Annotated in this window: 18 protein-coding genes; 8 read left to right on the top strand and 10 right to left on the bottom strand. The window is 65.0% G+C overall.

The genetic code is table 11. The features are described 5' to 3' along the window. Nucleotides 1–94 precede the first annotated feature (94 nt). The 7 genes from infA to ACTWQD_RS05700 all read left to right on the top strand — a co-directional run bounded on the left by infA (nucleotide 95) and on the right by ACTWQD_RS05700 (nucleotide 4213). On the top strand, nucleotides 95–316 hold the full coding sequence (infA, locus tag ACTWQD_RS05730; protein WP_009358723.1) for a translation initiation factor IF-1: 222 nt from the start codon (nucleotides 95–97) through the stop codon (nucleotides 314–316). A 69-nt stretch (nucleotides 317–385) separates the two neighbouring features. Beyond that, the gene (gene rpmJ / locus ACTWQD_RS05725) at nucleotides 386–499 is read left to right on the top strand and encodes a 50S ribosomal protein L36 (protein WP_009358722.1); all 114 of its coding nucleotides are present in this window, start codon (nucleotides 386–388) and stop codon (nucleotides 497–499) included. A gap of 182 nt (nucleotides 500–681) precedes the next feature. Next, nucleotides 682–1056 carry a 30S ribosomal protein S13 gene (gene rpsM, locus ACTWQD_RS05720; protein ID WP_024366110.1) on the top strand — a complete coding sequence of 125 codons (375 nt, stop codon included), beginning with the start codon at nucleotides 682–684 and terminating at the stop codon, nucleotides 1054–1056. Nucleotides 1057–1094: 38 nt separating this feature from the next. Beyond that, nucleotides 1095–1496 carry a 30S ribosomal protein S11 gene (gene rpsK / locus ACTWQD_RS05715; RefSeq protein ID WP_066436904.1) on the top strand — a complete coding sequence of 134 codons (402 nt, stop codon included), beginning with the start codon at nucleotides 1095–1097 and terminating at the stop codon, nucleotides 1494–1496. A gap of 132 nt (nucleotides 1497–1628) precedes the next feature. After that, a complete protein-coding gene (locus tag ACTWQD_RS05710) occupies nucleotides 1629–2639 on the top strand; it encodes a DNA-directed RNA polymerase subunit alpha (RefSeq protein WP_024366109.1) in 1011 nt (336 codons plus the stop codon). Between the two features lie 76 nt (nucleotides 2640–2715). Beyond that, nucleotides 2716–3291, top strand: coding sequence for a 50S ribosomal protein L17 (gene rplQ, locus ACTWQD_RS05705; RefSeq protein ID WP_443195205.1), 576 nt, complete (start codon nucleotides 2716–2718; stop codon nucleotides 3289–3291). Nucleotides 3292–3322: 31 nt separating this feature from the next. After that, the gene (locus tag ACTWQD_RS05700; protein ID WP_443195204.1) at nucleotides 3323–4213 is read left to right on the top strand and encodes a tRNA pseudouridine synthase A; all 891 of its coding nucleotides are present in this window, start codon (nucleotides 3323–3325) and stop codon (nucleotides 4211–4213) included. A gap of 41 nt (nucleotides 4214–4254) precedes the next feature. On the opposite strand, the gene ACTWQD_RS05695 is transcribed toward ACTWQD_RS05700, so the two are convergent. Then, nucleotides 4255–5121: a sensor histidine kinase gene (locus ACTWQD_RS05695; RefSeq protein ID WP_443195203.1), complete on the bottom strand. Its 867-nt coding sequence runs from the start codon at nucleotides 5119–5121 to the stop codon at nucleotides 4255–4257. Between the two features lie 212 nt (nucleotides 5122–5333). On the opposite strand from ACTWQD_RS05695, the gene ACTWQD_RS05690 reads away from it, so the two are divergent. Then, nucleotides 5334–6104, top strand: coding sequence for a response regulator transcription factor (locus ACTWQD_RS05690; RefSeq protein WP_443195202.1), 771 nt, complete (start codon nucleotides 5334–5336; stop codon nucleotides 6102–6104). On the opposite strand, the gene ACTWQD_RS05685 is transcribed toward ACTWQD_RS05690, so the two are convergent. The 9 genes from ACTWQD_RS05685 to ACTWQD_RS05645 form a co-directional block, all read right to left on the bottom strand. Next, nucleotides 6101–6562, bottom strand: a complete 462-nt coding sequence (locus ACTWQD_RS05685) for an Hpt domain-containing protein (RefSeq protein WP_443195201.1) — start codon at nucleotides 6560–6562, stop codon at nucleotides 6101–6103. The genes ACTWQD_RS05690 and ACTWQD_RS05685 overlap by 4 nt on opposite strands. A gap of 140 nt (nucleotides 6563–6702) precedes the next feature. Beyond that, nucleotides 6703–7587, bottom strand: coding sequence for a type II secretion system F family protein (locus ACTWQD_RS05680; RefSeq protein ID WP_443195200.1), 885 nt, complete (start codon nucleotides 7585–7587; stop codon nucleotides 6703–6705). A gap of 7 nt (nucleotides 7588–7594) precedes the next feature. Further along, a complete protein-coding gene (locus tag ACTWQD_RS05675; protein WP_443195199.1) occupies nucleotides 7595–8527 on the bottom strand; it encodes a type II secretion system F family protein in 933 nt (310 codons plus the stop codon). Continuing rightward, the gene (locus ACTWQD_RS05670; RefSeq protein ID WP_443195198.1) at nucleotides 8527–10053 is read right to left on the bottom strand and encodes a CpaF family protein; all 1527 of its coding nucleotides are present in this window, start codon (nucleotides 10051–10053) and stop codon (nucleotides 8527–8529) included. Before ACTWQD_RS05670 ends, ACTWQD_RS05675 begins: the two co-directional genes overlap by 1 nt. Further along, nucleotides 10054–11247, bottom strand: a complete 1194-nt coding sequence (locus ACTWQD_RS05665; RefSeq protein WP_443195197.1) for an AAA family ATPase — start codon at nucleotides 11245–11247, stop codon at nucleotides 10054–10056. Beyond that, the gene (gene cpaB, locus ACTWQD_RS05660) at nucleotides 11244–12008 is read right to left on the bottom strand and encodes a Flp pilus assembly protein CpaB (protein WP_443195196.1); all 765 of its coding nucleotides are present in this window, start codon (nucleotides 12006–12008) and stop codon (nucleotides 11244–11246) included. The genes ACTWQD_RS05665 and cpaB overlap by 4 nt, the downstream gene beginning before the upstream one ends. A 41-nt stretch (nucleotides 12009–12049) precedes the next feature. Then, on the bottom strand, nucleotides 12050–13072 hold the full coding sequence (locus ACTWQD_RS05655) for a pilus assembly protein TadG-related protein (RefSeq protein WP_443195195.1): 1023 nt from the start codon (nucleotides 13070–13072) through the stop codon (nucleotides 12050–12052). Continuing rightward, complete coding sequence (locus ACTWQD_RS05650; protein WP_443195194.1) at nucleotides 13060–13464, bottom strand: TadE/TadG family type IV pilus assembly protein; 405 nt, start codon at nucleotides 13462–13464, stop codon at nucleotides 13060–13062. The genes ACTWQD_RS05655 and ACTWQD_RS05650 overlap by 13 nt, the downstream gene beginning before the upstream one ends. A gap of 82 nt (nucleotides 13465–13546) precedes the next feature. Beyond that, nucleotides 13547–13765, bottom strand: a complete 219-nt coding sequence (locus ACTWQD_RS05645) for a Flp family type IVb pilin (protein ID WP_443195193.1) — start codon at nucleotides 13763–13765, stop codon at nucleotides 13547–13549. Nucleotides 13766–13783: the final 18 nt, after the last annotated feature.

The following is a 13783-nucleotide window of genomic DNA, read 5'->3' as shown; positions in this document are numbered from 1 at the left end:
GGGCCGGGAGGCTACAGCCAATCAATCAAAAAACGTCCGCGGTGATTTCCGGTGCAAACCGGAGGGCTGCGGCAAACGACAGTTAGCGGAGGGTATGGCCAAGAAGGACGGGGTCATTGAGATCGAGGGCGTTGTGACTGAGGCGCTGCCCAACGCGATGTTTCGCGTTGAGCTGACCAACAAGCACATCGTTCTGGCACACATCTCTGGAAAGATGCGCCAGCACTACATCAGGATTCTCCCTGAGGACCGGGTAGTGGTGGAGCTGAGCCCGTACGACCTGACACGTGGTCGTATCGTCTACCGCTACAAATAAACACTGGCCGGCCAGGGCAACAGCTGAAGGCCGGTCCAGCTGACCAACTGCAACACGCAAAGGAATGCCATGAAGGTCAAGCCGAGCGTCAAGCAGATCTGCGAAAAGTGCAAAGTGATCCGCCGTAATGGCCGGGTCATGGTGATCTGCGAGAACCCGCGCCACAAGCAGCGCCAGGGCTAATTTCCCGTTTGGGAAATCCTGGGTTGCTAACCCACGCAAGTAAATAAAGGCAGCACAAGCTGATCTGGGACACTGAGCATCAACGAGTCCGGACAGCTAACCCCCGGTCGGAGGCTGGGGCCGTACGGAATGTGCGGGTGTACTGCCTACGACCTCCGGTTTATTCAAGGAGCACTGCCACTATGGCTCGTCTCGCTGGCGTAGACATTCCCCGCGAAAAGCGGTTGGAAATTGCGCTTACTTACATCTACGGCGTGGGCAAGACCCGTGCACACGAAACCCTGGCTGCCACCGGCATCAGCGCGGACGTTCGGGTCAAGGACCTGTCCGACGCCGAGCTCGTCCAGCTGCGTGACTACATTGAAGGCAACTACAAGGTTGAGGGTGACCTTCGCCGCGAAGTAGCAGCAGATATCCGCCGCAAGGTTGAAATCGGCAGCTACGAAGGTATTCGCCACCGTAAGGGCCTGCCCGTACGCGGACAGCGCACGAAGACCAACGCTCGTACCCGCAAGGGCCCGAAGCGCACCGTCGCAGGCAAGAAGAAGACCCGCTAAAAGCGGTCTTCCCCCGATAACTTTCTGTAGGAGAAATAATGCCCCCGAAGACTCGTGGCGCGGTTCGCAAGCCGCGTAAGAAGGACAAGAAGAATATCGCGCTGGGCCAGGCGCACATCAAGAGCACCTTTAACAACACCATCGTGTCCATCACGGACCCGAGCGGTGCTGTCATCTCCTGGGCTTCGTCCGGTGAGGTTGGGTTCAAGGGCTCACGTAAGTCCACCCCGTTCGCAGCCCAGATGGCCGCCGAAGCCGCCGCAAAGCGTGCGCAGGAGCACGGCATGCGCAAGGTTGACGTATTCGTCAAGGGCCCGGGTTCGGGACGCGAAACGGCCATCCGTTCGCTGCAGGCCGCTGGCCTCGAGGTTGGCTCCATCCAGGACGTCACCCCCAGCGCCCACAACGGCTGCCGTCCGCCGAAGCGCCGCCGCGTCTAAGGCTTTCCACGCACCGGTGCTTGCCCGGACCCTCACCGGTCCGGGCAAGCCCAGCCGCGTTAAGTCCTCAGACCGATCTTTCCACCACCTGTGTTGCGTCATATAGCGGATGCTCGCCGAAAGGAAACCTAAGTGCTCATTGCACAGCGCCCCACCCTCTCCGAAGAGGTAGTCTCCGACAACCGTTCGCGTTTCATCATTGAACCGCTGGAACCCGGTTTCGGTTACACCCTCGGAAACTCCCTCCGCCGTACCCTGCTCTCCTCCATCCCCGGTGCCTCTGTCACGAGCATCCGGATCGATGGCGTGCTGCACGAGTTCACCACGGTTCCGGGTGTCAAGGAAGATGTCACTGAGATCATCCTGAACATCAAGAACCTGTCGGTTTCCTCCGAGCACGACGAGCCGGTTGTTGCTTACCTGCGCAAGCAGGGCCCGGGAGTCGTCACCGCCGCGGACATCGCTCCGCCGGCCGGCGTCGAATTCCACAACCCGGATCTGCACATTGCCACGCTGAACTCGAAGGGCAAGTTCGAACTCGAACTGACCATCGAGCGCGGCCGCGGCTACGTTTCGGCAGCTCAGAACAAGTCCGGCGATTCCGAGATCGGCCGCATCCCGGTCGACTCGATCTACTCGCCGGTCCTGAAGGTTACTTTCCGCGTGGAAGCTACCCGTGTTGAGCAGCGCACCGACTTCGACAAGCTCATTGTCGACGTCGAGACCAAGCAGGCCATCGCCCCGCGCGATGCCGTTGCTTCGGCAGGTACCACCCTGGTGGAACTGTTCGGTCTGGCCCGCGAGCTGAACACCGCAGCTGAAGGTATCGAGATTGGCCCGTCGCCGACGGATGCTGCCCTGGCAGCAGACATGGCCCTGCCGATCGAGGATCTGGACCTCACCGTCCGTTCCTACAACTGCCTCAAGCGTGAGGGCATCCACACCGTGGGTGAACTCGTGGCCCGCTCCGAGGCCGACCTCATGGACATCCGTAACTTCGGTGCGAAGTCCATCGATGAGGTCAAGGCAAAGCTGGTTGAACTGGGCCTGTCCCTCAAGGACTCGCCTCCCGGTTTTGACCTCGCAGCACGCGCCGCAGCAATTGAAGAGGACGACGCCGCGTTCAGCGACGACGAGCTCTAACAAACAGATCTTGGCCCGCGGGCTGACGCACCATGGTGTGCGCGGCCCAACGGCTTCCATATGAGGAGAAACTATTATGCCTACCCCCGCTAAGGGTCCGCGCCTCGGAGGCGGAGCGGCTCACGAGCGTCTTATGCTCGCGAACCTGTCCGCAGCACTGTTCGAGCACAAGCGGATCACCACCACGGTGACCAAGGCCAAGCGACTGAAGCCCTACGCCGAGCGTCTGGTGACCTTCGCGAAGCGTGGCGACCTGGCTTCCCGCCGCCGTGTACTCGGCCTGATCAGCAACAAGGGCGTCGTCCACGAGCTGTTCACCGACATTGCACAGGCAGTGGAGAACCGCGACGGCGGCTACACCCGCATCACCAAGATCGGCAACCGCAAGGGCGACAACGCTCCCATGGCTGTCATCGAACTGGTCCTCGAGCCGGTTTCCGCCAAGCAGGCCGTGGTAGCCGAGGCTACCTCCGCTGCCCAGCGCGATGCTGAGAAGAAGGATGCCGAGAAGGCTGAAGCCGCTCCGGTCGCCGAGACCGAAGCTGCCGAAACCGAAGAGGCTCCGGCCGCTGAGGCTGCTGAGACCGAAGCTGCAACCGAAGAGGCTCCGGCCGCTGAGGAAGCTGCCAAGTCCGAGAAGGACGAGAAGTAATCAGCTGATTCCTTCGCATAGACTTAAGTCTATGAACCTCCAGAAACCCGCGGCCCCCGTTGAAGGGGGCGGCGGGTTTCTGCGTATCCGGCTTGATCTGGCGTACGACGGCGGCCCCTTCAGCGGGTGGGCCGTCCAGCCGGGCCTTCGCACGGTGCAGGGTGTCCTGGAGGAGGCGCTGGAGCTGCTCATCCGGCGTCCGGTCCGGGTGACGGTCGCCGGGCGGACCGACGCCGGCGTCCACGCCCGCGGCCAGGTGGTCCACCTGGACCTGGCTGAGGCCGAGTGGTTCGGCCTGAACCGCGGTGCCGGGCTGGATCCCGCGGTGGCGCTGCTCCGCCGCCTCCGGGGCGCCCTCAGCCGGGGGCTGGGCGACCTGGCCGGCGCGATCCAGGTCCACCGGGTGTCCGTGGCCCCCGAAGGTTTCGACGCCCGCTTCTCCGCCCTCTGGCGCCGGTACAGCTACCGGATCGCGGACGGCCCCGCCCTCTGGGACCCGCTTGGCCGGTCCACCACGCTGTGGCACAAGGAGCCGCTGGACACCGGGCTGCTCAACGCCGGCGCCGGGCTGCTGCTGGGGCTCCAGGACTTCCGCTCGTACTGCAAGCCGCGGGAAGGCTCCACCACCATCCGGGACCTGCAGCGCTTCGAGTTTTCCCGCGGTGCGGACGGGGTCATTGTGACCACCGTCCAGGCGGACGCGTTCTGCCACAACATGGTGCGGTCCCTGGTGGGCTCGGCCCTGTACGTGGGCGCCGGCCGCGAAGCGCCGGAATGGCTGCACGAGCGGCTGCTCGCCCGCCAGCGCGATGCCCGGTCTGTTTTGGCCGCGCCGCACCCGCTGGTGCTGGAGGAAGTGGCCTACCCCTCGGGCACCGGCCTGCTGGCCAGGGCCGAACTGACCCGCGCCCGCCGGGCCTGAAGCAGTACACCTGGCCCTTCGTGCCAACTCGCCGCCGTCGGCTAGTTCGAGTGCGGTGGCTCCGCGGCGGGTAGCTCCACGGTGAACGTGCTCCCGCGGCCGGGCTGCGTCCGGCAGGAGATGCTGCCGCCGTGCCGTTCCACAATCGCCTTGGTGATGGACAGGCCAAGCCCGACGCCGGGAATGGCCCCTTCGCGCGCGGCAGGGCTGCGGAAAAAGCGGGTGAAGACCTGGCCGGCGTCGTCGGCTGTCATGCCCATGCCGTTATCCGCGATGTGCAGCAGGACCCGGCCGTCCTCGCAGCCGGCTGAGACGCGGACGGTGCCGCCGGGGGAGTACTTGATGGCATTGGAGACCAGGTTGTCCAGGGCCTGGCTGATCCGGAGCGGATCGGCGTGGGCCCAGAGGGGGCCTGGGACGTCCGTGGCGAGCGTGACCCGGGAGGCCTCCGCGTGGGCCTGGGCCGAGCCGAGGCTGGCTTCGACCAGCCCGGCCAGATCGGTCCGGCGCGGGTGGACGTCCAGGGCGGAGTCGGCGGACACCAGCAGGTCTGAGACGAGGGCCAGCAGCCGTTCGGCGTTCCGCTGGGCGACCTCGATGCGGCGCTCGGCGGCAGGCGAGAGGTCCTCCGCCTCGGCCAGGACAAGGTCCAGGTTGCCGATGATGGAGGTCAGGGGTGTGCGGAACTCATGTGAGACGGTGGAGACCAGGCTGTCCTTGGCAGCCAGGGCCGTGGCCAGCCCCGCCAGCTCTTCGCTGGCTGCCCGTTCCCGTTCCAGGCTGCCCTGGAGCAGGGCCTGAAGCTTGCGTTCCCTGCTGTCGCCCAGCCCCAGCCAGGCCAGCCGCGAACGCCCCGGAAGTCCCGCCGGGGAACCCGCCGCATTCCGGATCAGTTGCTGTTTACCCAATGAAGCCGCTCCCCTTCCTCGCTGCTCCAATTTAACAGCATTCGTCACGCTAGATTGACACAGTCTGAATATTTGTGGTTGACGCTGTGCCTAAACAGTTATTAGCTCGGTAGCGTGGGTATTCTGACAATACCGGTGCACAAGGAATGCGCTGCAATGCCGACGCGGCCGCTTTGGGGATCGAGACCGCAGGATCAGATGGGATGGGGGCCATGACTGACTTGGGAGTCGCAGTCGTAGTCGAAGATGACGAGGATGTTCGCCATCTGGTTGAAGCGGTGTTGAGCCAGGCGGGGTTTGACGTCCACGGAGCGGCCAGCGGACGCGAGGGCGTGGACCTCGCGCGGAGCCAAAAGGCCAGCGTTGTAACCCTGGATATCGGGCTGGCCGATATTGACGGCTTTGAAGTCCTGCGCCGGATCCGGCAATTCAGTGACGCGTACGTGGTGATGCTGACCGCCCGGGCGGACGAGCTGGACACCCTGACGGCACTGCATACCGGGGCCGACGATTTTATGACCAAACCTTTCCGCCCGCGCGAGCTCCGCGCCCGGGTAGCCGCAATGATGCGCAGGCCCCGGCTGGACGGCGGTGACGGCAGGGCGACGGAGGCGGGCACTGCTGCGCCGGCCGTCCTGGCCATGTCCCGGGCGCCCGGATTCCGGCACAACGGCCTCACGCTGGATCCGGACACCCGCACGGTCACCCTGGACGGCGCCGCAACCAGCCTGACCCGCAGTGAATTCGATCTGCTGCAGGCGTTGCTGAAGGGGGCCGGCGCTGTCCGGACCAAGGCGGACCTGGTGCGGGTGGTGCGAGGCGATTACTACGGCGCCGATGCGTACATCAGTGAATCGGACGAGCGCGCCGTCGAGGTCCACATCGGCAACCTGCGGCGCAAGCTAAGGGAGGACCCGCTGCAGCCGCGCTGGATCCAGACGGTGCGCGGGGTGGGGTACCGGCTGGCGCCGGCCCGGAACTAGCTTTCCCCGAGCTCGTAACTGTGCTGGAGCTCGTCCACGGTGTCGTTGCCGCTCTCGGCGACGGCACTCAGGAGCGTCTGGGCCCGGTGGGTGTCGCGGATGCGGATGGCGTTTTCCAGCTCCCCGGCCAGCTCGGCCAGGCGCACACCGCCCACCATTGCCGACGACGTCTTCAGGCTCAGTACGGCATCCAGTGCCGCGTCGTGGTCCCCGTTGTCGAGGGACACGGCAAGCGCGTGGTAGCGGTGGTCCCACATGTTGGCGTAGTCCCGGGCGAAAACCTGGGCCACTGCGGGACTGTCCAGCTGGGACCCGAGTTCCTCGAGGGCGGCGGGGTCCACCAGCGGGAGTGCTACGCCGTCGGCTGCGGCCGGGACGGCGTTCCCGCCGCACAGGCAGGCGCCTGCGTTCGGGCTGTTGTTGGGGTCGCCGTCGCCCGGAATTCCGTGAAAGGCCATGTGTCCACGCTACTGTGTGCCGCCGGCCATTCCCGGACTTTTTGCCGTGGCTCCGGGTGATCCTGCGCATATCTTTCGGCTATCCCGTCGGCTTCCTGCGGGTTTCCTGAACGGGCGCGGACAGCAGGCTGGACGGGCAGCTACTGGCCGCTAAACGTCTCAATCGTGTTGATCACGGCAGGCCCCAGAATGGCGATAAAAAGGACCGGAAAAATGAAGAAGAGCAGCGGAAAAAGGATCATCACCGGGAGCTTCATGGCTTTCTCCTCGGCCCGCTGCCGGCGCTTGACGCGCATCACCTTGGCCTGCACCCGGAGGACCCGGCTGATGGCAATGCCGTAGGTGTCCGCCTGCACCACGGCCTGCACGAAGCTCCGCAGCTCCGGGAGGTTGGTACGCTCGGCGAGGGCGAGGTAGGACTCGCGGCGGCTGCGCCCCACCTGCATGTCCTGCAGGGTGCGGATCAGCTCCTCTGCCAGCGGGCCTTTGCCGTTCTCTCCGGCGCGGGCCATGGCCCCCTCGAAGCCCAGGCCGGCTTCGACGGAGATCAGCATCTGGTCCAGCGTGTTGGCGAGTTCCAGCTGCATGGCCTTCTGCCGCTCCTGGCCCTTGCTGTAGAGCATCAGGTCCGGGATGAAGTAGCCCAGCAGTGTTATAAAGATCCCCACCAGCTTGATGATGGGCGTCGAACCGACGGAGCTGAGGAACAACCCGAGCAATGCACCCACCAGCCCCAACGCAGGCTTGGCGGCCAGCACGCGCCCAAGTGGCATGTTCGCGGGGCGGCCGGCGAGGGACAGCAGGTGGTCGAGCTTGAGCACGTACGCGGCCGGCGTGAGCCGGTACCCGATCTTCTCGATGAAGCCGGTGCTGGTCTTCTTCTCCTCCTCCGCGCGGTGGGCTCCGCGGGCCAGCAATTCCTGCGCCACGGCCTGGCCCTTTTTGTCGGCGGACAGCAGGGTCCACGCCAGGTAGGCCACGGGCAGGCAGATCAGAAGGAGTGCGAGGACTATCAAGGGATCCATGGCCGGCTCAGAACTTCAGGTCGATGATCTTGCGCATCCACAGACCGCCGATGGTCATCAGGACGGCCGACGCCACCATCAGAATTCCGCCGAGCAATGTCGTGAACAGCTTGTCCATGTAGCCGGGGCTAATCACCATCAGCATCGCGACGATGCCTACCGGCAAGGCCATGAGGATGTAGGCCGAGAACTTGCCCTCCGCGGCCAGGGCCTTGATGTGGCCCTTGATCTCGCTGCGTTCGCGGATGGTTTCGTTGACCTGGTCCATCACCTCGGCCAGGTTGCCGCCCACCTCGCGGTTGATCTGGATGGCCTGGGAGATCCAGACGAAGTCCTCGTTTTTCATCCGCTCAGCGGTGTCGTTGAGCGAGACCAGCAGGTCGCGCCCCAGGCTGGTTTCCGAGACCACCCGGCGCATCTCCTCGGATGTGGGAGCCTGCGATTCGGTCGCGGCCGCGTCGATGGCGCGGAGGATGCTGTGCCCGGCACGGAGGCTGCCGGAGAGCAGCTGAAGGGTGTCGCCCAGCTGCTCGTCGAACTTGGCGCGCCGCTTGCCGGACAGGAAACCGAGGACCAGGTGTGCTGCAAACGGCGCCGCGAGGACCAGGAGCAGTGCCAGCAGGGGCCCGGCCACCACCAGCCCGATGAGGCCTCCGACGAACGCGCCGATGAGGATGAGGAACAGGAAATCGGCCTGGCTCAGGCGCAGGCCCGCATTCTCCAGTGTGTCCCGGTTGAAGAACCGGACGTTCCGCGTGGCCAGGATGCCTTCGATCCCCTGCACGGCGGACCCGGCGAAGCGGGTCAGCTGCGACTCCGATTCGGTCCGGTACGGCCGGCGCCGGTCCAGCGGGATAGCGGGAGTGCCGGGAATGAGGGCCGCCACCCCGCCCAAAACGGCGGCAGCGACCACCAGAATGACGCCAATCGTGAGGACCATCAGTGCCTTCCCCCGGAGCCCACGGGCGCCCCGAAGACGCCCGCCGACACGTGGATCCCCAGGTCTTCGAACCGGTCAATGAACCGCGGGCGGATCCCGGTGGGGACCGGAGTCCCCAGGAATCGTCCGTGCTGGTCGACCCCTGCGGAATAATTAAAGACGAAGGCGTCCTGCAAGGTGACGATGTCCCCTTCCATGCCCTGGACCTCGGTGACGTGCGTGATGCGGCGGGTGCCGTCCCGGAGCCGCGAGATCTGGATGATGAGGTTGACGGCGGAGGCGATCTGCTCCCGGATGGCCCGCAGCGGCAGGTCCATGCCGGCCATCAGCACCAGCGTTTCCAGACGGGCGACGGCGTCGCGCGGGGAGTTGGAGTGCACGGTGGAGAGCGAGCCGTCATGGCCGGTGTTCATGGCCTGGAGCATGTCCAGCGATTCGCCGCCGCGGACCTCACCCACCACAATGCGGTCCGGGCGCATACGCAGGGAGTTGCGCAGCAGCTCGCGGATGGTCACCTCGCCCTTGCCCTCGGTGTTGGGCGGGCGGCTTTCCAGCCGCACTACGTGCGCCTGCTGGATCTGGAGCTCGACGGCGTCCTCGATGGTCACGATGCGCTCGTCGGCGGGAAGGAACGAGGACAGCACATTCAGCAGTGTGGTCTTGCCCGTGCCGGTGCCGCCGGAGACGATGATGTTGAGCTTGGCCTTGACACAGGCGTTGAGCAGTTCGGCCATTTCCGGGGTGAGCGTGCCGAAGCTGATCAGGTTCTGGACGGTCAGCGGCACCTTGCTGAATTTACGGATGGTCAGCGACGAACCGCCGACGGCGAGCGGCGGGATCACGGCGTTGACACGGGAGCCGTCCTCCAGCCGGGCGTCCACCAAGGGCGAGGACTCGTCAATGCGGCGGCCCACCTTGGACACGATGCGCTCGATGACCTTGCGCAGGTGGTCCTCGGAGCTGAACGTCGACTCGGTGAGCGTGAGCTGGCCCTTGCGCTCCACGTAGATCTGGTCCATCCGGTTCACCATGATTTCGGTGACGTCCGGGTCGTCGAGGAGCCGCTGCAGCGGGCCGTAGCCCAGCACGTCGTCGGCCACGTCCCGGACCAGCCGGGAACGCTCCTCCGCGGTCAGCGGGACCTGCTCCGCATCGATGATGCGGATGAGCTCCTCCCGGGCCGAGCCGCGCAGCTCACCCTCGGTGATGGCGGAATCGTTGAAGCGGGCGCCCATCTTCTCGAACAGGGCGGTCGCGGCGCGCTGCTTGATCGCGGCGAAGGCATCCACGGGCTGGTGCGAGTTGGGGTTGAAGCCGTCAGTGGGGACGGTTGCGCCCGGGGACGCTACCGGCTTAACGGCAGCGGCCGGCCGTTCCCGGCGGATCCGGGGTGTCGACGCCGGGGCCGGCGGCCGCGGAACCGCGGAAGCCGCCGTCGTAGTTGCAACGGAAGCTGCGGCCATGGCCGGCGCGGCGGCAGGCTGGGTCTTGTCCTGGGCGGCCTGGAGGCGTTCTGAGAGTTTCACTTACACCACAACCCGCCGGTGGGTTTTCCGCTGGGGCTTGGTCCGCCCGTCGGGGCTGAAGCGCTCCACCAGTCGGTTGAGGCCCTTGACGGCTGGGTCTTTCCGGGACTCCTGCAGGACGGGCACTCCGCGGTTGGTGGAGAAGGCGACGGCGCGGGAGCGCGGGACGCTGACGTCCACGGGTGCGCCGAGGGTGGATTCGACGTCCTGGACCGAGAGGCCGCACTTGGGGTCGGCCATGTTGAGCACCACGTGCCTGCCGTCCGGCATGATGTCCAGCTGGCGGAGGATGTCCAGGCCGGAGCGGAGGCCGCGGACGCTGGGGATGTCCATGGCGCTGACCCAGACCACGTCGGTGCAGGCCTCCATGGCGGCCAAACCGATCTCTGGCAACCCGGGGGCGGTGTCCACCACCACGTACTGGAACTCGTCCGCCAGCTGGTCCAGGAGCCGGGTGACCTGCTCGGGGGTGATGAAGTCGGCCTCAACGGGGTTTACCGGGGCGCAGAGGGCGTAGATGCTGGAGGGGTGGACGGTGAGGAACGCCTTAAGGACCAGGGTGTCCTGGCTGGCGGCGGGGGAGACGGCGTCCGTGACCGTGTGCTCCGGGTTGAGGTAGAGGCCGGAGGCCACGTCGCCGAACTGCAGGTCCAGGTCCACGATCACCACGCTCATGGGCGCGATCTTCCCCAGGCCCACGGCCACGTTGGTGGCGATGGTGGTTTTTCCGACGCCGCCCTTCGGGGAGAAGACGCCGATCACGGTGCCCCGGCCGGACTCCATCTGCTGGGGCTGGTCCATCCGGTGCCGGTTGGCGAAGGACTGGCAGGCCCGCTCCAGGAGCACCCGCATCTGGGCCGGATCGGCCGAGGGGCTGAGGATGTCCCGGACGCCGGCCCGCATGGCCTGCAGGATGAAGGCGGGGTCCGGCTCGCTGACCAGCAGGACGGTGAGATCAGGAGCCTGGACATCCAGCACGGTGGCGAGGCGCAGAGCCTCGTCGACGGGCACGTCGGGGCCCAGAACCAGGACCTCGGGCCGTTCCTGGTTCAGCTGCGCGAAGAGGTCGTAGGGGCCGGCGGGCAGGACGTTGGTCAGGAAGGTCTGCACACCGCCCTGCAGCCCGCCCGCCACGGCCTGCCGCAGGCGGCTGTCGAAGTCCGCGTTTGGCGTGATCAGGACGAAGCGGCTCACTTGTAGACCTCGGGCTTCGTCATGATCCCGGGCTTGCCACTCTCGGTGGCATCAAGCGGTTCCTTGCTCAGCCAGATGCTCGCAAATTCTGAGGCGTAGACGATCTTTGTCGCATCAACGTCGTTGACGGCAACAGTCAGGATGAGTGTTCCGGTAGGGAGCGAAGTATCCTCCGAGGGGGCTGAGCCGTCAGCCGTCGGCTGCGGTGAGGGCGTGGCCACAGGCGCACGCTGTACCGCAGTCACCAGGACTTTGTGAAGGGAGAGTTGGGTTGTCTCTTTTTCCGGCTTGGCCTCGAGTCCGCCTGCCTTCAGACTGATGAAGATTCCGACATGGTCGCCCCGAGCGATGCGGCCGCCCACAACGCGATGTGGCTCTATCTGGAACGAGACCTCCTGCAGTCCGGCCGGGATGTCCACGGACCCTTGAAGCTTGAGGTTTCCGGGTTCCACCAGCCGCTCCTTCAGGAGTTGCTCGCCGGGAAGAAGGTCGACGCCGGCCACCTTGCCGGTGGAGTCACTCAGCGTGTCAAGGGAGGACTCGGTGACGGCCGAGCCGGGCAGTTGTTCCGTGGCCAGGGACGCACTCATGGCTTCCACCGGTGTGCCAGCGGGAATCGCCTTTGTCACCACCAAGACACTCACGGGTTCAAGGTTCTCGACGGCCCGTTGGTCCGCCCCGTGGGCATAGGTCATCACCAGCATGGCCCCAATAATGGCGAGGACTACTGCCGCCGCTCCTGCCACTAACCGAGACTTCACGTACTGCTCCTGAGGGTATTGAATCGCTGAACTTCATGGATCTAACTGGTCAATTCGACAACTGTGGCGCCGTACGGGCTGACCGGGCCCAGCTTGTAGCCGTCGGACAAAGAAACGTAGTTGACGAACTTGCCAATAATCCCCCGGCAGTTGCCTTTGCAATCCAACTTGTTGTCGGTGGAGGTGTTGCGAAAGACCATCGGCAGTTTGTCGGCTCCGCTGAAGGCCCAGCCCTGAACACTGAACGATGCGAAAGCGATCAGGTCGTAGGAGGCACCGGACCCTGTTCCGGTCACATCCTCATACACCGGAAGCAGCACAGTGACAGCCCGGCCGGCGGTCAATTCGTCGGACCACTCTTTCAGGATCGCGTCGCAGTTTGACGGTCCGTCGTTGCCTGTGGCACTGCCGCTCTGGTTGATGGCGAGGTTCACAAACCCGCCGCATTGCCCAGTGTTCTGGACAATCCAGCCAAAGCCGCCCTCCACCGTCTTGCCGGCAGGCCCCAAGGCACAGTCGGTGTTGGCGTTCGCGGAATGGTTCTGGAGGAGCTGCGTTGCGCCGTCCACCATTCCCGACACCTGGCAGATGGAGAAGGCCAGGGGGAACGGGGTAGTGCCCTCTAGCGGGCTTCCCCAGCGCACGGATGAGCTGGTGTTCACTTCGGTGCTGGCGAATCCCAATGCTCTGGCGAAGAAGAGGGACACCGTGTTGGCAGCGCCTCCGGTTTCCTGCGCGCCGGTTGTGACGGTGACTGTACGGGCGGCCTTATCGAGAGCGATAGATTTGATGCCGCTTTTTCCGTCCAGGGCGTTGCCGCTGGCCAGGCCCGGTGCAAGGGGAGCTGCCGTGGAGCAGTTTTCGTCGGCGGGATTTTTGGCGCATTTCTGGGCCACCATCAGTGCGGTTGCATCCGAGCCATTCTGCAGCTGGGCTCGCTCCGAGTAGAGCATTCCGACGTCGACGGCGATGGCGGCGAAGCCGAGCAGTACCACCATCAGGAGGGCAACGATGACCGCGATGCCTCCGCGTTCGGCGCCGGCCGGTGGTGTTATCCGCCGCATTGCATCGTCCCTACGCCTTTCATGGCAAATGGACCGGCGATTCCCGTCACGGTGGAGAGCGAGTAATCAATTGTCACAGTGACCTGGCGCCCTGCTGCGCATGCAGTGGGAGCTGGCGTGCTTACTGGTGTCGTTTGGTACTTGAAGTAAATCTTTTCGTCTTTGATTGCCGGAGCGAGCGCAGAAGCGGCACCCTTGGCCGCAGCTTTGGCGGTGGATTCGCTGTTGTTGATAGCCATTACCCTCACACCCTCACGGGCAGCGTTAGAGAGTGTAACCTGCGTGTTGTAAGCGCGGCCGAATTCTATGATGCCGAGCAAGAGCATAATGAGGACGGGCGCCAGAAGCGCGAACTCAACGGCCACGGCACCGCGCTCAGATGCCCTCGACATGGTTGCCTCTCATGGGTCCTAATGCGTAAGTTCGGCGGCGGTTCTGCAACCGCCGCCGAACTGAGGACTAGCGATTAGGCTATTAAGCCGAGCACGCGCCGGACACAAACTTGGGCTTGGTCGGATCAATGATGCTGCACCTGACGTTCTCAAACATCGTGTTCAGCTGACCACCGAGAAGACTCACGGCAACGATAATGACAACGGCAATGAGGCCAACCATGATGCCGTATTCAACGGCGGTTGCGCCTTTCTCATCGCGGCGGAGGCGGACGGACAGGTTGGTGTAAAGAGCAAGCATGTGGACTCCTGAGCGAGC

Source organism: Pseudarthrobacter sp. 1C304 (assembly GCF_052245515.1).
Taxonomy (GTDB): Bacteria; Actinomycetota; Actinomycetes; order Actinomycetales; family Micrococcaceae; genus Arthrobacter.
Note: the sequence above shows the minus strand (reverse complement) of the source record. Positions and strands in the feature narration are given on the sequence as shown.